The sequence below is a fragment of the Bombiscardovia apis genome, from assembly GCF_033095945.1.
GTDB classification, from domain to species: Bacteria; Actinomycetota; Actinomycetes; order Actinomycetales; family Bifidobacteriaceae; genus Bombiscardovia; species Bombiscardovia apis.
Window position 1 is genome coordinate 1,853,636 of the sequence record NZ_AP026800.1, and the last position, 19,718, is coordinate 1,873,353.

A 19,718-nucleotide genomic window follows, 5' to 3' on the forward strand; every position below is an offset into this window, starting at 1 on the left:
CGCAGCGCTGATAATGTTCAACCCCACGCACGCCCCCCCTCAATCCACTGTCTGCGAAATCGTCAGTGATACAGTTGAATTATGGCCTTTCTGTGAAGAACGACCTAGCGCACGGCTCGACGCTAAATAATGCAACCAACACCACGGCACAGCGTTGCCGGGGAGGGGTATATGACAGAGACGAGTAGCGACAGCAGGAAGCCAGTCAGCGTTGGAGGCGAACACCCACAAGAACGCGCCGCAACTTCCGCGCACAAGGCCAGCAAGAGCAGCAGCCAAGCTCCAACTCCAGCAAGTGCCCATATTAAGCGCGCAACAGGCAGAAACCCACATAAAACCAACCCATACAGTTTCCACGTTTGGCGCAAACGTTTACATGTGAGTGACGTCACCGTAGTGGAGAAAACTACTTTGAAGCGCGCTGTTGCAGGCACCGTTGTCGGTAACTTCATGGAATGGTACGACGTTGGCGTCTACGGATACTTAGCTGTCACTATTGGCACCGTTTTCCTCTCTGACGCATCGCCCGCAATCCAGCGACTCTTCTCCCTTGGAGTGTTCGCAGTTACTTTCATAGCCCGCCCCCTAGGTGGCATCGTGCTCGGCCAGCTGGGAGACAGGCTGGGCCGCCAAAGCATCTTAGCCTTCACCCTGCTTTCTATGTCTGGCGCCACGCTTCTCATTGGTTTACTCCCCGGATACGAAACCATCGGCTTCTGGGCACCTGTTTTGCTCATCCTTCTGAAGTTGGCACAGGGCTTTTCGACCGGTGGTGAATACGCAGGCGCTTCGACCATGGTCACTGAATATGCGCCCGACCGCCACCGCGGCTTCTTCGCTTCCCTGCTCGACGTGGGCTCATACTTGGGCTTTGCCTTCGGCGCCGGACTAGTCTCACTGATTGAGTTTTCTCTCAGCCCCGAGGCAATGACCTCTTGGGGTTGGCGCATTCCCTTCATTTTGGCCCTGCCGCTCGCCGGAATTGCCGTCTATTTCCGAACCAAAGTGGAAGATACGCCAGCCTTCCAGCAAGCGCAGAATGCTAACGAAGAGCAGCCAGGTGATGCGGATGAGCACAAGGGGCTTATCTCTTTGATTCGTGACTATTGGCGAGAGCTGCTCATGGCTTTCGTCTTGGTTGCGGCAGCCAACACCTTGGGCTACACGCTTACCACATACATGCCCACATATTTGACAACTACCCTGCATCAGAGCATGGCTCAAGCCAACTTACTTACGCTCCCCATTTTGCTAATTGTGGCCGCCTGCATCCCTATTACTGGTGCCCTTTCCGACAAATATGGACGTAAAAAGATTTTGTTCATCGGCGCTTTAACCGGCTGCTTGTTCATGCTGCCGGCTTTTAAACTCATGGAGCGCAACGAATCAGCTACTACCTTTTTAGGGTTACTCCTGATTGCTGTTCCGGTAATTTTCTTCGTAGCAAATTTGGCTTCATCTTTGCCGGCGCTCTTCCCCACAGCCTCGCGCTATGGCGGCATGGGCTTGTCTTATAACTTAGCAGTAGCCATTTTCGGTGGCACAGCACCCCTCATTATGGAGGCCTTGGTCTCAGCGACAGGCAACGTAATGGCTCCTGCTTACTGGATTATGTTTACTTCTGCCTGCGGTCTTGTCACAGTGTTATTCCTTGCGGAATCAGCTCGTCGCCCTATGCCAGGCACGCTACCTACAGTCTCAAGCCAGCAGGAGGCGCGTGATTTGGTTGCAACGCAAGACGAGAATCCAGATTTGGATGTTTCAACACTGATTAAAGATGCTGAAGAGAATGGTACCCGTACAGTTCCAGACGGTCTCAAGGCCGCTGAAAAAGTAGTTGACCATGCTCGCTCAGAGCATCAAAGAATCGAATGAGGAGTAGGCTTAGAGTAAGAAGTACTACAAGATCGACCCCGTCTGCACTCACCGGAGCAGGCGGGGTTGTCACAAAGAAAGAGGCGGTATGAACGCACGAAGTATGACGGTGGCTCAGATGGTAAGTACCTTCTTAGAACCCGACGCACCAGTGCAAGTAAGGGCCTTTGACGGCTCACAATTCGGCTCTAGCGATGCACCCCTCCATCTTGAGGTCAAGAGTTCTCGCGCCATGTATTACATAGCTGAGAATCCCAATGACCTCGGCTTGGCCCGCGCGTATTTGCAGGGTGATTTGGATTCTCCTGAACTCTTACCAGGCAATCCTTACGACGTATTCCACAAGCTGGTGGCTCTCAAAGACTACATGAAGAAGCCCAGCAAAGCAGACATTGCTCACATAGCGGCTGCTGTGTTTTCTCACGGTATTCACGTACCTGATCCGCCCGAAATCGAAGGGCCTTCCCTGTTTACGCGTCTGCGTGAAGGTATTCGCCCTCACACCCGCCGCGGTGATGCTGCAACAGTCAGCTACCATTATGACCAGTCCAACGACTTCTACAGGCTGTTCTTAGGTTCTTCGATGACTTACACCTGCGCTGTCTTTGACAAGCCTGATGCCCCCTTGGAAGACGCTCAGTGGCATAAACTCAACATGGTCCTAGATAAGATGAATCTCAAAGACGGAGATCGCTTACTCGACATCGGCTGCGGATGGGGTTCTATGGAGATTGCAGCTGCCCGTCGTGGCATCCATGTTATCGGCGTGACTTTGGCGGAAGAGCAGGTGGAATGGGGCCAGGAGTGGATTCGGCGCGAGGGCTTCCAGGACTTAGCCGAGATTCGACTGATGGACTACCGCGATGTTCCTGAGAGCAACTTCGATGGCATCTGCTCTATTGGCATGATGGAGCACGTTGGCTTTAAACAATACCCTGCTTACTTCCACGAAATGATGGACAAGCTACGCCCCGGCGGTATCTTGCTTAACCATCAGATTACTCGTACCAATTCACACGACGGTAAGCGAGCTGGCGGTTTCATCGACCGTTACATCTTCCCAGACGGTGAGTTGGCAAGCCCAGCTGAGATTGAGATGACCATTCAAGACAACGGTTTTGAAGTTATCACGCAAGAAAATCTACGCCAACATTATGCCTTAACGCTCAAGCATTGGACGGAAAACCTTCAGGATAACTGGGAAACTGCCCGTAAGATGGTCGGCGAGCCCAAGGCTCGTTTGTGGGGCTTATACATGGCTGCCTCACGCTTCAACTTTGAATTGAATACCATTCAGATTCACCAGTTCCAGTGTATTAAACCTAATCCTGCTACAGGCACCATTACATACCCTCTGCGCCCCTGGTGGGAGCGTTAGATTACCTTGGAGTTGCGCTATGTGCCCCACCTACTTCTCGGTGGGGCTTTTGTATGAGCAAGACTCTGCAAATAGCAAATGGGGCCCCTTTCAGGAGCCCCACGCGTGTATCGTTAACTACTTATTCTTGTTCCGCATCATTCTTGTTGCGACCAGAGCGGTAAGCTCCGTACATAAGCGCAGCTGCAAGAGCGGTCAGAATCACGGCAGCAACTACAAACCCAGCCACAGCAGAGCCTGTAGCAACTAACGGACCGGAAGGTGCATAGCACGGTTCTGGTACGACGCACTTCGGGCAACTCACTGGGGTAACAGCAGGAGCAGCCGGATCTGGAGCCTTAGGCTTTGGCCTTGTCTTAGGATAAGCCGGTACAGGAGCAGCTTTCGGCTTCTTTGGTGTAGGCTGAATCGGTTGTTCCGGAGCCTTGTTGACTTTCACCTTAGGATAAACGACTAGGTTGTAGTCGGGGCTTCCTTTGTCTTTGCTAGGCAGCTGAACAATGAATGCATCTGCGGTTGCACTCGTGTCTTTGGGAGCGCCAACAAATTGGAGAAGCCAGTAAGTAGTTGTATATGTTCCCTCAGGAGACACATCCATGGGGAAGCTGGCGGGAGTTCCGCCATTCAAAGTATTGTCTTTGGGATCGTAGGTTGCACCAGCAAGCCAAGTGCCGGCTCCTACTTCGGTTTTCACAGTAATGGTTCCTTGATCATCTGTGGAACCATAGTAGATAGTGGACTGATCATTGGCCCTATCCAAGTAGTCAGTCAACTTAGCTAGTACTTTTTCAGTGGTTTCCTGGTTAGGAGCGGGAACCTCTGGATCAAGAATGGTCTGCATCGCGTCGTAGCTCAGCTTAGTGGCGCTATATACATAGCCTGCACCAACTGGCTTGGCATCTTTGGGCAGCATTTCTTGTACTTGGTCTACACCCGTAGCGTCGGACGTTGAACCATTTTCTTGCACATGCACAGTAAGAGCGGGGGATTGCTGAGAAGGTGCATCATCGGCTCGGGCTTGCACTGGATGCAGCCCGACTATTACGGCTAGCGCCAGCAAGCATGCCAATATATTGGCGCCTACTGCTGGAACTTTCGCTTTCAGCCTCATGTGACACTCCCCATTACTATTAACGATCGGTCCTCGAACCCTCTCGGGCAACTCTCAACTACAAGTTAAGAACCGCTATTCCCTCTCACTGCTCTCTCTTTCAGTGAGAGGCTCCCAAGCCCGCCCGGAGACGGGCTCAAGAACTTCTGGATTCATTATAAATCCAAAGCCATACTTCAAGAGTCACGGTTGCTAGTATACCTTGCGGCAGACTAGCAACCGTTTCTCTGATTACTGCCAGCTATAGAGCAGTAATCCGCTCTGATTCAAAGAATCAGATGTTGCGGGCCACAGAGGAGCTCTTGCGGTTTCGAACAACCAGCACGCCACCCATGATAGCCAAGCCAACAACGAGCAGCAGGAGAATACCCTTACCACCAGTCAAAGGAAGGCTGATAGGAGCATTCTGACCGTCAGCGAAGTTAGCCAGAGCGTTATCGATGGAAATCGGAGTGCCGGAAGCATCTACGATCGTGGCATCAATTGCGGAAGGCTTGTAAGCTCCGAAGTTAGGAGTTGCGACGGGGTGAATACCGGTGGGGTACATGGCGATAACCTGAGCATCGGTGACAGTGTTGGTGTCAGCGATGTCGGAGAAGTCGACACCATTGAAGCCAGCGACTGGCTGCTGGTAGCCAGCAGGAGCCTGGACCTCACGGAGACGGTACTTGCCCAAATTGGCACCCGTACGAGCATCGAGCCTGACAGGCAGACCAATGAAGGTCACGAGACCGTTAGCGTTGGAGGTAGCGGTCATCAGGGTCTTACCATCGTTGACAGCAGCGAAGGTGCCATCGTCTGCCAAGAACTTATCAGCATTGGCAGGATCTTCGAGCATGAACTTTGCACCTTGCACCACGTGGCCATCGGTGGTTACCTTAGCGAACTGGTAGCCAGCGGAAGGCACCTGACCACCTGCGTGGGGGGGATTGGTGTGAGACGAGCAGTTAGCGTTGTCAGAAGCAGCGGTGTTGGTAAGGAAGCCGCCCTGGTTGCCTTGAGAATCACCATTAGCGGTCACAGTCGACTTAATGGTCATAACAAAGCGAGGGTTGGACATCGAAGCAGCATTCATAGCATTAACCAATGCTGTGTTGGTGGTATCGTGCTTGAACGCGGCAGACACGTAAGTGCTGTCATCAGGGGTGATGTTGCTGGTGAACATGTCGGTGGTGCCATCCAAAGCCTTCGGATTAGTACCATTAGGACCAGCGATGGTCGCTTCGGTGCCTACCGGTGTAGAGATAGTTGCACCGTTAGCGTCTTCGTAGCGGAATTCTACGCCAACGTTAGCAGTGGTGGTGGTCAGAGCCGAACCCAGACGATCAGCCATAATCAGGTAGTTGGCAGACGCATAGCTTGCAGTATTCTTGATGTCATCAAGATAGAGCTTGTTGTCGTTTGGTACAGGAGTGCCCGTTTCAAGAGCATTCGTAACTTCCCAGGTAACTTCATCGCCAACTACAGCAATGTTCTCAGCAGGATCGAAGTTATTGCCGTTAATCTTAACAGCTTCCTTGGTCAGCTGCTGATCCAAGACGTTCTTCGGGAAGATGTGGAGGTGGTGAATATAGCCAGTCTCCACAGTACCGCCGTTGTCGCCAGTGGTCAGGAAGGGCATGGAGAAGATGGACTTCTCAGCAGACGAATAACCGGCATCGGTGTAAGGAGAAGCAACCTCTTCAAGGATCCAGTACTTAAGATCCGTACCGAAATCAGCGACTGCAACATCAGCAGGGTTGCTGCCGGCAGCAGTGGCCTGTTCCTTCCACTTAGCAGCATCAGCACCCAAACCGCCCACTACAGAAGCTGCAGGAGTAGTCTGCCAAATGCCGAGCTTGCCGTTATCAGTACCAGCAGTACCGTTGACAATCTTACCGTTGGCATCAGTTACACCGTAGACATCAACACCACCCGAAACAAACTGATAGTTACCAGTAGTAGGGCTAGATGCTGTGGCATCCATGTCGCTGGGCTGGTGACCAGCAGTGGCTTCAACCTGACGCAGGCGGAATGCAACGTGCACACCGACGGGAGTACCGGGCTTCTTGTCGCCGATAGTACCGGTTGCGGAAGCACCAGCAGCGTTCTGGAGGTACTTGGTAACGTCGAGCTTAGCAGCGTGAGCACCAAGAGTGGTGCTGAACTGATCATCGGTGTCAAAAGTTGGAGTAGCTTGTGCACCAGGAGCGGCAACCAAGAAGGCTGCTGCCGAGGTGAGCACGGCTACGGAGAGTCCGAGAACCCGCTTTGCGAGGTTCACGCTCCCAGCGTTCTCATTGTGAATACGCATTGAATGCGTCCCTTTCTCTTACATTATCTATAGCGCGGTCTAAAACCGGATTTTCCCCCATGTCCCCCACTGATAACAACAGTACTGCAATCAGCGTCGGTTAGACTCCGCACAGGGACAGTATACCCATAATTTTCCTCAGAGGGCAAATAATGACACGGTTCGAGCCCTACTCACGTAAAGACTTTGTAACTACACAAGTGTGATTACGAACGAGCAAGCAACCACTCAGCGCTCAACGAGCGGATTGTCTACGGTTGCGCCAGAGGCAAGCACCGCCGAAGCAAACCAGCCAAATAAGGCCACAAATGGCGGAAACTCGGGTGTCAGCAGCTAGGAAGAGCGAGGCATACACAAACACGAAGAAAGCGATTGCTAAAGCACCAGTCCACTTATATGCCGGCATGAGGAAACCATCTTCCATAAAATCGTCCGAGGCCCGATACCGGTAATGTGTGATAAGTAACAAAATATAAATAAAAATGATTACAGCACTCGAAGCCGATGCAAAGAGCACAAATGCCGAAGAGAAACCAGGTAGGGTTCGCAAGATGGGCGACAGTAGAATGAGCAGACCCGAAACGATGATGGCTCTTGCCGGCACCCTACCCCGCTTAGAGATAGTGCCCAGCGAGCGCAAAGCCGGAGACTGAGCCGAGCTCGCCAGCTGGAAGAGATTGCGCCCAGCCGAGTAAAGCAGCGAGTTCAAAGCCGAGGAAGCCGCAGTAATCACAACGAAGAAGACCAGCGCAGCGGCCCAATCCAAGCCCGCGTATCTAAAGACCATCACAAATGGAGAGGTGAAAGAGCCGTCAGCTTTGGGCTGGAAGGTGCGCCAAGGCACAATCAGCATAATGGCCACCAGAGCGCCCACATAGAAAATGAGCACGCGCACGATAATCTCGTTAATAGCCTTGGGCAAGACCTTACGCGGATTCTGCGTTTCCGAAACAGTAACGCCCACAAACTCAATCATTTCGTAAGCGAAGAAGACCATTTGGAAACTCATAAAGAAGGAGAGCCAGCCGTTCGGTGCCAGCGAGAAACCATTGACGATGTTGTCAATGCCCGCGTGGCCAGCCGGAGAGGCAGGTTCAGAACCCGACATGTGGACCGCAGGATAGTTGAAATGCACAGCTACCATCACAATCGCAGTCACAATCATGGCAATAATAAGCGTGATTTTAATCATCGAGAACCAAAACTCAGCCTCGCCGAACACTTTGACGGCAATGAGATTGATGGCCACCATAGCAAGGAGAAACGCTAGCTCAATAACGAAGCGCCAGGCGGAAAGATCGATGCCGAAAGTGTTGAAGAAGGTCACAAAATACGTACCCACAGCCGTTAGCTCAGACATACCAATCAAAATCAGCACAATCCAATACGACCAGCCAGCAAAGGAACCCCAGCCCTTGCCTAAATAGCGGGTAATAAAGGAGATGAACGTGTGCTGGTCAGGGTCGGCATACATAAGCTCGCCGATAGCGCGCATAAGTAGGAACATAATAATGCCGACGGCAATGTATACAAAGACGATGGAAGGGCCAGTCAAAGCAATCGACTTGCCGGAGCCCAGGAAGAGGCCGGTGCCAATAGTGCCACCGATAGCGATAAACTGCACATGGCGCTTGCTCAAGCCGCGCTCCATGCTGTTTTCGCTAGCTTTCAGGGCAGAGCCGGCGCTAGGTTCCTTCATATTCTCTGTATTTACGGTACGCATAGGCCTCCTATCCTAACTCGCCCGCCGGAACGAAGCAGCTTGACGGTCCACAAAGCGAGACAAAAAAGCGAGACAAAAATGAGCGGTTCCACCCGCTGAGATAGACTCATATCCAAAGCTCAAGCTCGCGGCACAAGCCCACAAGGCGCGCAAAGAGGGCAGCAAACGGGATGAAGTGGGGAGATATGAGCAACGCACAGACCACAGTCGAAGCCGCGGATAAGAGCAGCGGCGGCGGAACTTTACGACGGAACCTCAAAAACCGCCACATTCAGCTCATTTCGCTCGGCGGAGCCATCGGAACCGGGCTTTTTTACGGTTCAAGCGAGTCTATTACGCTAGCCGGTCCGGCAATTCTGATTGCCTACCTTATCGGCGGAGGCGCAATATTTATGATTGTGCGAGCTCTAAGCGAGATGAGCGTTGAAGATGCCCAAGCAGGCGCTTTCTCCTACTACGCGACCCGTTATTGGTCTAAGCGGGCGGGCTTCGTCTCCGGCTGGAATTACTGGTTTAACTACATTCTGGTTTCGATGGTAGAGCTAGCGGTCGTAGGCTCTTTTGTGAACTACTGGTTCCCTGGTATCCCCGCTTGGGTGTCTGCTGCGGCTTTTCTCGTGATTATTACTGCCACTAATCTGATGGGCGTTGCGCAGTTTGGCGAGTTTGAATTCTGGTTTGCCATCATTAAAATAGCGGCTATTATCGCTATGATTATAGGCGGCGCAGCAGTCGTCATTATGGGACTTCCCAGCGCTGGCGGCGTGGGAGCATCGTTCGCAAATTGGTTCAACGACGGTGGCTTTATGGCTACCGGGCTGCTGCGCAAGAGTGCGAGCGGCAACTGGACCGGACTGCTCATGGCGCTCACCGTGGTGATGTTCAGCTTCGGAGGCACTGAGCTCATAGGCATTACCGCAGGCGAAACCGCTGAACCGCGCAAAACAATACCGCGCGCTACTAACGACATTATTTGGCGAATCTTAGTCTTCTATATTGGCGCTCTCGGCATTATTATGGCCGTAGTTCCTTGGCGCTCAATTGGTCAGCCCGACGCAAACGGCGTGGTAGCGAGCCCCTTCGTGCAAATCTTCGATTCGGTTGGAGTCCACGCGGCCGCAGGCATTCTCAACTTCGTCTGTCTCACTGCCGTCATGAGCGTTTACAATTCTGCGCTGTACTCCAACTCCCGCATGCTCTATTCACTGGCCCAGCAGGGCAACGCACCCAAGTATCTGACTCGACTTTCGCGCTCAGGTGTGCCCTATGCTGGCGTACTCACCTCGGCCGGCATCACAGTAATCGCCGTCATCGTAGTCTTTTTGTGGCCGCAGTTTGCCTTCAACTACCTTATGAGTGTGGCCACAATCGCGGCTTTACTCAACTGGACCATCATCATGATTACCGAGATGAAGTTCCGCCGAGCCGTAGCCGCAGGAAACGGCCCCAAGGAACTCGCCGGCAAGAAGGGTCAAGAAGCGCTCGACGCCATCATCTTCAAGCTACCCTGGCCCCGAGTCACGCCGTGGGTGGTCCTCGCCTTCATGGCCCTAGTAGTAGCACTAATGTTCTTCTCACCCTCCTACCGCATCGCCCTCATCATAGGCCCAATCTGGCTAGCCCTGCTCCTAGCAGCCTACCAACTAGCTGCCAAGAACAAAGGCTGAGTTCACGCCTGATTGACACTCCTGCTCCTAAAAGTCAGCAGCTACGCGCAAGCCGTAAATGTGAGGGATAGGGGCTGAAACAGACGACAGGGTAACGCGAATCCGCGGCTTTGGCGCTTGGTTCACAAGGCTCGCTGGAATACCGATGTAGTGCCAGCTGGGTGCCGAATCCTGTTGGTTACGGTCTATATCGGAAGAGTTCCACGCGGAGTCGAGACGGAAAGCGGCTATTCGGACAGCTTGGCGTGAATACTCGGCTTCGTTCCCAGCGAGCATTTGAGATGAGTGGTCACACAAATCTGGGCATGGATCTACGAACACTGCAAAAGCGCCAGAATCCGCCGGCTCACTCGAGTCGAACTCTTCAAGCGGACAGTCAGTTAACAACGCTATATAGTTCTTATCAGAGCGCTTATCAACTGCTAATTCGTAAGAAAACCAGCCGCCAGTGTCAGCATCTCGGAAGGTCCGACCGCCCGCAACCAGGGAACGCGAATTAGCAGAGGCCTTCAACTTTTTGGAACGCTCAATATTATTGCCCTGATCTGGTGTCAAAGAATCGATAATGCGCATGTGCGAATCCTGCTCACACTTGGCATAGATCGCTTCCCCACCCCGGCCGTCGTCAAGGTCAAAGTAGAGCGCGTACAAGCTACGATGCAACTGATAATACGGCAGCAGAAGCAAAGGTTCACTAATTCTGCCACTTTCAGAAGTGCTGTTTACCGGGCCTCTATCGAGAGTAAAAGCAAAAGAAATAGACTGGGTTGGCGGCTCAACAGGCTGGATATGAGATTCGATATGCTCCAGCCAGTGCTCGCGCGAAAGCCCTTGCGGAAGGCAAATCTGAGCACGCTGAGCGGCCTGCGCGTTAAACTTTCCAACGCGAACTAAGATGCCACCGTATGAATAGTTGGAAGTGGCATCTGTAGGCCCCAAGACTCCAGCAAGCAGAACCGGACCGTATGCGAAAGCTATCCAGTTGGGATTATCCGGAGCCTCAATAAAACGCAAACGCGCAGGAAGCGTAAGTTGCAGCCTCATCCCCGGCATTATAGGAAAGGTTAACCAACCATCAGCCATCACATTGCTCGGCTTGACTTGACTGCCGTCTATTTCCAAGGCTATATCGTTGGACTCCACCCAGTCTGGAATAGGCAGGCGCAACAGTACCGGTTCAGACCGCTTGGTAGCAGCCGCGAAGTCCGCACACTGGCTAGTTTTAGAGAAATCTAACGCATCGATAGTAAAATGGACAACCGATTCTTGGGGCAAATGAGCTTCTTGGCGAATAAGCAGACCGTGTATATAGTCCTCGACGGTTGACGAGACGAACTGGTTCACTACCACTGCATGATTGCGCAACAGGTATGCCGAATCCCCTAATTGAGTAAAGTTCTCAATACCGGTGCCTTGGCAGCACCAAAACTCACCAAACGGCACGCCGAATACTTTCGGATAACCGGCCTGCATGGGCTGAAAGTAAGTGGTCATGCCAGATTCTGGATCTTGGGAAGCAAGAATGGCGTTAGTAAAAGTCTGCTGATAATAATTGCTATATTTTGCCTCGCCCGTAAGCTCGAGCAGGAGTCGGGTCAACTTGAGCATGTTGTGGGCATTGCAGGTCTCACAAGTGGAATTGTCGTTATAACCGCCGTCGGCATTGCCGTTCGTAGTTGCATCTTCCCACAGCGCGCCCGGCTGATGGAAATGCTCGGCCTGCGAGTTACTACCATTGGCGTAGGTGTGACGGTCGGCTACCAGCTCCCAAAAGTTGCGCGCAGCACGCAAATAGAGGTCATCTTCAGCGCGGCAACCCAAGACTTGATAACGAGTGACGGCACCAATTAGCTTGGGTATAGTGGCGTTCGCATGCAACCCTGGAAGGCAATCCTCACCGGCAGCCAAGACCTCAAACAAGGGCAGCTCGTCGAAGAGCTGGGCGGCCTCCAAGTGCGTAGGCTTGCCAGTAAGTGCATACAAGCGATACAGTGCCTCGTTCATGCCACCGTATTCGATAGCAAGCATGTCGATACCGGGATGCGCCTTATGCCAGCGAATCACAAAATCTGCGAAGTCGCCTGCGGCAGCAAGCGCACTGAGGCGAACGCTACCATAAGGCGCGCTGCCGGCAGCATCAATCAAACCTTGCAAGAGCTTATGTAAGTTGTAGAAGGGCACTATCAGGCCGTCTTTACCGCCCGGCAATGCATCCACACGGAAGGCCGGGAGAAAACCAGCATTGGCAGGGTCTTTTTGGGCATACGCCTCTTGGGTTTGCCGTAGATTCTCAACCAATACACGCTGTATGGTTGCCAACTTGCGTCGCTCTTGTTCGCTAGCAAAACTCGCTTGCAATGCGTGGGAAATCGCAGACAAGTAATGCCCTACAAAATGACCGGTAAAACGGGGAGGCTGGTCGGTACCATCGGGGTTGGTTTCGGCGCTATATCCCCGCTCCCAGCCTCCGTAATTCTTTACCCCTTTAGTATCTAACCCGGCCTGCTGGCGAAACTCCACCATGAGCCGATCAGAGTCGAAACGGAACAAGTAATCAAGTTCCTTCTTTGCAGCCCGTATCCAGTACTCATCGTGTATCTCTACGCGCGATGCCCCCGCTGCTCGTAGCGCCTGTGCCACTATTACCGCCCCTCATTGAGTGTGATTCCACACCTATTCTAGAAGCGGGTGCCACCAGAGTACAACACAAGACAAAACCACTCAGGAGAAGACTTGAGGTCGCGTAACATGCGGAGGTCAGAAAGTAGGGTATAGTATTGCACACATTACAAGTCACAGAAGAGGTCGCTGAACTCATCAGTAACCGAGCTGAGGTACCGCGGTACCGGCGAAGCTTGGTAAAAGGGTGTTTGGCCGAAATCTTTAGATGCCGCAGAGTCTAAAGGTTGGGACTAGATTTAATAGGTCTAGGACTGTCGCAGCGGTTTCGCTGCGGAGCGCTATGGACGGTTTATGCGTGAACCTCAACCGGTGATGCTTGAGTAGCCTTGCGCCACTTTCAGCATATTCGGTTGGCGGTTAACGTCGTTTTTACGCTCCTTCTTACATATTGCAAGGAGGATGAGATATGGCCCAGCAGAAAGTCGCGGGCAATACAGCCACTGGAAGTAGTTCCGGCAATTCTGGCGGAGTGCAACGCAATCTCAAGGCCCGTCACGTCTCAATGATTGCCTTGGGCGGCTGCATCGGCACCGGTTTATTTATGACTTCTGGCTCCACTATCGCTAAGGCAGGCCCCGGTGGCGGCTTAGTAGCATACGGCGCTATGGGACTTATGGTCTATTTCCTCATGACTTCCCTAGGCGAACTCGCCACACACCTGCCCGTTTCCGGCTCGTTCGCCACTTACAATGCCCGCTTTGTAGACCCAGCACTGGGCTTCGCTATGGGTTGGAATTACTGGTTTAACTGGGCAATCACTGTGGCGGTCGATATCTCTACTGCCGCGCTCCTGATTCAATACTGGCTACCGAGCACGCCGGGCTGGGTTTGGAGCCTGCTCGTACTCGTGGTGATTTTCCTCATCAACGCTCTAACCGTCTCAACTTTTGGAGAGACCGAATTCTGGCTCTCGCTCATTAAGGTCATCACCGTTATCGTCTTCCTCGTTATCGGTTTCGCCATGATTTTCGGCATCATGTTCCAGCCAGCAGTAGGCCTGAAGAACTTCACCATCGAAGGCGGCCCATTCGTGGGCGGATTCCCAGCCATACTTAGCGTCTTCCTTATCGCAGGTTTCTCCTTCCAGGGCACCGAGCTCGTGGGCGTCACCGCAGGCGAATCAGACAATCCTTCCAAAGCAGTGCCCAAGGCCATCAACGAAGTATTCTGGAGGATTCTACTCTTCTACGTACTCTCCATCTTCGTAATCGCAGCACTGATTCCCTATACCTCTCCCAACCTTTTGAGCGCGGCAGACGGCGACATCGCTATGTCTCCCTTCACGCTCGTATTCCAGCGGGCAGGACTCGCCGGGGCCGCCAGTATCATGAACGCAGTGGTGCTCACATCCGTCCTCTCCGCCGCCAACTCGGGTGCCTACGCCTCAACTCGTATGCTCTACGCTTTGGCTCGTGACAACTACGCTCCCAAGATGTTTGCCCGCACCACTAGGCACGGCATTCCTCTAGCGGCTTTGCTTGCCACCACCGTTATCGCTTTGGCCACTTTTGCCACCTCGATTTTCGGCGACCAAGTATACATGTGGCTGGTAGCTGCCTCTGGTTTGACTGGTTTCATCGCTTGGGTGGGCATAGCCCTGAGCCACTACCGCTTCCGGCGCGCGTTTGTTTTGCAGGGCCACAAGCTGAGCGAGCTTAAATACCACGCCAAGCTCTTCCCTCTTGGGCCCATTCTGGCCTTGGTCTTATGCCTTATCGTGATCGGCGGCCAGAACATTGAAGCCTTCGTGAATTGGAACTGGCAGGAAATTGGTGTGACGTATATCAGCGTGCCTCTCGTCCTTATCCTCTTCTTCGGGTATAAGATTAAGCACCATACCAAGCTGATTCCTCTCAACGATATTGACGTTTCATCAGCAACGGAGACAGGTGCGCAAAGCAATGAGCAAGCAGGGCAGAACGAAGGCGAGTAAGGCTAGCAATACCAGCTCCAAGCAGAGCGGTACTGCCACTACGGCTCAAGGTAATTCCGTGCATCGCAACTTGGGTACTAGGCAAATCTCTATGATTGCCCTGGGCGGTTGCATCGGCACCGGCCTCTTCATGACTTCCGGGTCCACCATCACCAAGGCGGGCCCGGGCGGAGGCCTAGTAGCTTACACGGCAATGGGCATCATGGTTTATTTCCTGATGACCTCCCTGGGCGAACTCGCCACCTATATGCCCGTTTCTGGCTCTTTTGCCACCTATTCGGCACGTTTCGTAGACCCAGCCCTCGGCTTTGCTATGGGCTGGGATTACTGGTTGAACTGGACGATTGCGGGCGCGGTAGACATTTCGACTGCCGCTATTTTGATTCAATATTGGCTCCCCGATACGCCCGGCTGGATATGGAGTCTGCTCGTTTTGGTGATTATTTTCTTCATCAACGCGCTTGCCGTCTCCGCCTTTGGAGAGACCGAATTCTGGCTCTCGCTTATTAAAGTTGCCACCATTATCGTGTTCGTAGTGGTTGGTCTCGCTATGATTTGCGGCATTATGTTTCACCCGGCTATCGGCCTAAGCAATTTTACTTACAAGGATGGGCCGTTCGTGGGCGGGCTGCCGGCGATTATGTCAGTATTTTTGATAGCTGGCTATTCCTTCCAAGGCACCGAGGTGGTGGGCGTGACTGCGGGCGAGTCCAAAGATCCTGCCAAGGCCGTGCCCAAGGCCATCAACGAAGTATTCTGGCGAATCCTACTCTTCTACATTCTCTCTATCTTCGTAATCGCAGCCATCATTCCCTACACCTCCCCCAACTTGCTGGGCGCTTCTGATGCAGATGTTGCTATGTCTCCCTTCACGCTCGTATTCCAGCGAGCGGGGATTGCCGGGGCCGCCAGCGTCATGAACGCGGTAGTACTCACTTCCATCCTCTCCGCAGTCAATACCGGCGCCTATGCCTCCTCGCGCATGCTCTACGCTATGGCCCAAGACCATTTAGCGCCCAAGTTCCTAGCTCGCACCACTAAACACGGTATTCCTATGCCCGCGCTGATTGCCACCTTGTGTATGGAATTGGCCACTTTTGCCACTTCGATTTTTGGGCAATCCTTCTATCTGTGGCTGGTCACTGCTACTGGCCTGACGGGCTTCATAGCTTGGATTGGCATAGCCCTGAGTCACTACCGCTTCCGCCGTGCCTTCCTGAAGCAAGGCCATAGCTTGAGTGAACTCAAATATCACACCAAGCTCTTCCCGCTCGGACCGCTGCTAGCGCTCGGCTTGTGCCTAATTGTGATTGCCGGGCAAGATATTCCCGCCTTCGCCAGCTGGAATTGGCAAGAAATCGGAATGACTTATTTTAGCGTGGTACTCGTTTTGGTCCTCTACTTGGGCTACAAACTCAAGTATCGGACGAAAATCGTGCATTTAGAAGATATTGATCTTACTACTGGTGCGCTCAACTCTGCTCAATCCGTGCAGCGCATCAGCCCCGATAGTGCAGATGTCCAGACTGGTACTGCAACCAGCGCTACTGCCAATACCACTACTCACTACTAAGCAAGTCCTCTATGCTACCTTCCCAGCGAGTTGATTCACCCAGTTTGACAGACATAGGAATCAGCTCACTGCCCGGAACACTGCCGGGGCGAGCGCCGTTGAGCCCAGTGCCCTCTTGCCCTGCTTGCCTTTGAGTCGCATCTGGGGCCCGGTAAACCCTGCCCGGAATGGCCTGAAGAAGCTGGCGGGCTAGGGCGTTAGCAATACCATCGAAGTCTTGCAAGATGCTGGTGAGCTTCAACCCAGCTAAATCTGATACGTACGAACCGTCGTAAGCGATAATCTGCAAATCACCGGGAATAGCTCTGCCTCTCCGAAACGCCTCTTGCACACAGAAAGCCGCCGCCAAATCAGGTGCCACAATCGCGTCTAGATCTGGGTAGCGCTCAAAAGCAAGGTGGGCCGCATTGCGGAACTGCTCCATCTGAGCCACATTCTCAATTTCGATATAGTCGTAATGAATGCCGGTCTGTTGCAAGCGCTGCTCGAATGCGAGATGGTAGCGAATAGGCGGGAAAGTGGTCTGACCGGCAATTTGAATATTGCCCAAAGATACGCTGCGGGGGCCGGAAGCAGTCTGGTAGAGTGTGCGCGGTCCGCCGATTTCTACGACGTGGTGGGCACCGGTGTGTGCAAACAAGCTGGCAGCTAAGTGGCCGCCTTGGGAATGGTCCGAGCCAACTGAGGGGATGGAACCGCCCAAAAAGCGATCGAACGCCACGATTGGTCGCTCGATGGAAGACCAATAGTCCGCCGGATAGACTGCGTGAGCACCCATAATAATGCCGTCCATTGCCCGCCTGCGGAGCATGTCTACGTATTGGCTCACATCTTGGTCTACGTCGGCGGTGGAGCACAGCACGGTGCGCATACCCTGCTCATACAAGGCGCTCTGGAGAGATGCGGTGAGCGTGGCAAAGAAGGGGTGGCGGATGGTGGGAATGATAACGCCCACTAGGTCGGTCTCGTTGCGTGAGAAGTTCCGGGCCAGCTCGTTGGGTACGTAGTTGAGCCGTTTCATAGCTTGAGAGACGCGCTCGGCCATTGCAGCAGAGACGTAGCCGTTGCCATTGACCACTAGGGAGACGGTGCTTGTAGAGACACCAGCCTCTCGAGCCACATCGCGCATACCTACCATAGGAGCCCTCCCACTTGAGTTCGGACAGGGACCCTTTGGAACTTACTTCATCGAACGTTCGACACCCTGCGCTTTTAGTCTACCAGAGAGTGAATGGAAACGATTTGATCGCGCCCGGCACCTGAGCCGATGGCAGAAATGCGGCAACCCGACATATCTTCCAAACGGTGCACGTAATCTTGAGCTTTCTGGGGGAACTCCTCGAAAGACTGAGCGCCAGAAATATCTTCGGACCAGCCTGGGAACTCCTGATACACCGGCTGCGCGGAAGCAAACTCGGCTTGATCGGTTGGCATATCGCTCACCCGAGCCGTAGAGCCGTCTGCCAGCTTCACGTCGTAGCCCACGCACACGGGGATGGTTTCTAAGCCTGAGAGCACGTCGAGCTTGGTTAGGACGATGTCGGTTAAACCGTTGACCTGCGTGGCATATCGCGAGACCAAGGCATCGAACCAGCCGCAGCGGCGGGGGCGGCCCGTCGTCACACCAAACTCGTGGCCTTGCTGGCGCAGCCATTCGCCTGCTTCGTCGTTGAGTTCTGTGGGGAAGGGGCCTTCGCCCACGCGCGTTACATAGGCCTTGGCCACGCCGATAACGCGGTCAATCTTGGCTGGGCCCACGCCGGTGCCAGTCGAAGCACCGCCAGCCGTGCAATTGGAGGAGGTTACGAAGGGATAGGTGCCGTGGTCCACGTCGAGCATAGTGGCCTGGCCGCCCTCAAAGAGGACCGACTTGCCGTCGTCGAGCGCTTGGTTGAGCAGGAGTGAAGTGTTGGCTACGTATGGGCGAATCTGCTCGGCAGCTTTCAGCAGGTCATCGACCGTTTCTTCCACGTCGATAGTGGGCAGTTCGTAGACTTTCTCCAGTATCAGATTCTTCTGATGAAGGGAAGCCTGCACCTTGTCTCGCAAGTGGTCTTCGTTAAAGAGGTCATGGACGCGAATGCCCACACGGTTGACTTTGTCTACATACGTGGGACCAATACCGCGGCCGGTGGTGCCGATTTTATGGGATCCTAGAAAACGCTCGGAAACCTTGTCAAGTGTGCGATGGAAGGGCGCAATCACGTGTGCCGCCTCGGAAATCTTGAGCTTGGAGCAGTCTACGCCGCGGGCTTGTAAGCCGTCAATCTCGCTCATGAGAGCTTCGGGATCGACCACCACACCGTTGCCAATAACGGGCGTAATTTGCGAATGTATAATGCCGGAGGGCAGGAGGTGGAGCGCATAAGTCTGGTCGCCCACCACGACGGTATGGCCTGCGTTATTGCCGCCATTGAAGCGAGCCACGTAGTCCATCTTGCTACCTATAAGGTCGGTAGCCTTGCCCTTGCCTTCGTCGCCCCACTGTGCGCCAATGATTACGATTCCGGGCATTTGGTCCTCCTCTACGCTAGGCGGGCCGACGCCACGCGCCGAATCGACCGCCACCAGCAGCCTACCCTAGAGCCTAGAGAGGATTGGGGTATTACCAACATTCTTGATTAACGTCCGAGCAGAGACTATAATGGAAAGCGGATTGGGGGTTCCCGGTCGGCGGATGGGTTTTCAGCAATGCTGGAACCCATTTTCGCTTTTTACAGTTGTTTAGGCTATGAAAAAATCTTCAGCCCAAACCCTTCAATTTCCCCTTCCGGCCCTTTCCTCATTTTCGGCAGCAGCATATCCCAAGCCCTATTGGCCTGTTTGGGATAAAGATAATGGTTACCAACAGGCCTAGCAATCATGTCTGCAAACTGCAACCCTATGCTATTGGCCTGTTTGCTAATACAACAGCAATCAAACATGTCTTTAAAGCCGTCAATAGCAGAATTCGCACGAATAGTTTCCACCGCACTTAAAAGATTGTTATCTTCTTTTTTCCCGCGGCTTTCGAAAATGATTGGAATCTGAGAGCCTCTTTGCTTTCGGCTCTGCATCTCATAAAACACCCGCTCCATACCAAGCTGAGCTGCAACGTCATACGGGGTACGTTGGCCGGTCCGTAACTTATATACACGCTTATCAAGAAGGGTGCTGGTAATGACATATTCAGCATTAACCATAATCTCATTAAGATCATGGAAAAAATCCCTACACAATTTTGGATTATTCAGGAAAGCAAAATCGCCTTCTTTTTGTCTCATCTCTCGTTCGTGAAAGATGACTGTATCTTTACCCCAATATTTAAATTTCAGCTGAGTCATCTTGGGCAATACAAAGTCGCAATAATGTTCCTTATGAAAAATACAAAAAGCTAAGACGAACACAGGGTACGCATCGTCTACCGATTTCAGACTTTGGTCTCCTGATTCGTCTACAAAAACTATGTAATCCCCAAATTGCGGCATTAAGTGTTACCTTCCT

12 protein-coding genes and 1 riboswitch are annotated in these 19,718 nt (G+C 53.0%); of the genes, 5 read left to right on the forward strand and 7 right to left on the reverse strand.

Translation table 11 applies throughout. The features are described 5' to 3' along the window. Nucleotides 1-171: 171 nt before the first annotated feature. Nucleotides 172-1,875, forward strand: a complete 1,704-nt coding sequence (locus R8377_RS07480; protein WP_317642871.1) for an MFS transporter — start codon at nt 172-174, stop codon at nt 1,873-1,875. Between the two features lie 88 nt (nt 1,876-1,963). After that, on the forward strand, nt 1,964-3,253 hold the full coding sequence (locus tag R8377_RS07485; RefSeq protein ID WP_317642872.1) for a class I SAM-dependent methyltransferase: 1,290 nt from the start codon (nt 1,964-1,966) through the stop codon (nt 3,251-3,253). A gap of 121 nt (nt 3,254-3,374) precedes the next feature. Here R8377_RS07485 and R8377_RS07490 read toward each other — a convergent pair whose 3' ends face one another. From R8377_RS07490 to R8377_RS07500, 3 genes are all read right to left on the reverse strand, one after another. After that, nucleotides 3,375-4,364 (reverse strand): hypothetical protein, encoded by a 990-nt coding sequence (locus R8377_RS07490; RefSeq protein ID WP_317642873.1) that lies wholly within the window; start codon nt 4,362-4,364, stop codon nt 3,375-3,377. A gap of 274 nt (nt 4,365-4,638) precedes the next feature. Then, nucleotides 4,639-6,657, reverse strand: coding sequence for a SpaA isopeptide-forming pilin-related protein (locus tag R8377_RS07495; protein WP_317642874.1), 2,019 nt, complete (start codon nt 6,655-6,657; stop codon nt 4,639-4,641). 235 nt (nt 6,658-6,892) lie between these two features. Beyond that, on the reverse strand, nt 6,893-8,356 hold the full coding sequence (locus R8377_RS07500) for an amino acid permease (protein WP_317643744.1): 1,464 nt from the start codon (nt 8,354-8,356) through the stop codon (nt 6,893-6,895). Nucleotides 8,357-8,565: 209 nt separating this feature from the next. Between R8377_RS07500 and R8377_RS07505 the strand changes: the two genes are divergently transcribed. Further along, a complete protein-coding gene (locus R8377_RS07505; protein WP_317642875.1) occupies nt 8,566-10,047 on the forward strand; it encodes an amino acid permease in 1,482 nt (493 codons plus the stop codon). Nucleotides 10,048-10,074: 27 nt separating this feature from the next. On the opposite strand, the gene R8377_RS07510 is transcribed toward R8377_RS07505, so the two are convergent. Continuing rightward, the gene (locus R8377_RS07510; RefSeq protein ID WP_317642876.1) at nt 10,075-12,687 is read right to left on the reverse strand and encodes a beta-L-arabinofuranosidase domain-containing protein; all 2,613 of its coding nucleotides are present in this window, start codon (nt 12,685-12,687) and stop codon (nt 10,075-10,077) included. A gap of 151 nt (nt 12,688-12,838) precedes the next feature. Next, nucleotides 12,839-13,018, forward strand: a riboswitch (Lysine riboswitch). 117 nt (nt 13,019-13,135) lie between these two features. Here R8377_RS07510 and R8377_RS07515 point away from each other — a divergent pair. Both R8377_RS07515 and R8377_RS07520 read left to right on the forward strand, forming a co-directional pair. Beyond that, the gene (locus R8377_RS07515) at nt 13,136-14,662 is read left to right on the forward strand and encodes an amino acid permease (protein WP_317642877.1); all 1,527 of its coding nucleotides are present in this window, start codon (nt 13,136-13,138) and stop codon (nt 14,660-14,662) included. Further along, entirely contained in the window at nt 14,631-16,235 is a 1,605-nt protein-coding gene (locus R8377_RS07520) for an amino acid permease (RefSeq protein ID WP_317642878.1), read from the forward strand. Before R8377_RS07515 ends, R8377_RS07520 begins: the two co-directional genes overlap by 32 nt. On the opposite strand, the gene R8377_RS07525 is transcribed toward R8377_RS07520, so the two are convergent. From R8377_RS07525 to R8377_RS07535, 3 genes are all read right to left on the reverse strand, one after another. Next, on the reverse strand, nt 16,222-17,373 hold the full coding sequence (locus R8377_RS07525; RefSeq protein ID WP_317642879.1) for a LacI family DNA-binding transcriptional regulator: 1,152 nt from the start codon (nt 17,371-17,373) through the stop codon (nt 16,222-16,224). The two genes, R8377_RS07520 and R8377_RS07525, sit on opposite strands and share 14 nt — an antisense overlap. 74 nt (nt 17,374-17,447) lie before the next feature. After that, complete coding sequence (locus tag R8377_RS07530) at nt 17,448-18,749, reverse strand: adenylosuccinate synthase (protein ID WP_317642881.1); 1,302 nt, start codon at nt 18,747-18,749, stop codon at nt 17,448-17,450. A gap of 215 nt (nt 18,750-18,964) precedes the next feature. After that, nucleotides 18,965-19,702: a DUF3800 domain-containing protein gene (locus R8377_RS07535; RefSeq protein ID WP_317642882.1), complete on the reverse strand. Its 738-nt coding sequence runs from the start codon at nt 19,700-19,702 to the stop codon at nt 18,965-18,967. Nucleotides 19,703-19,718: the final 16 nt, after the last annotated feature.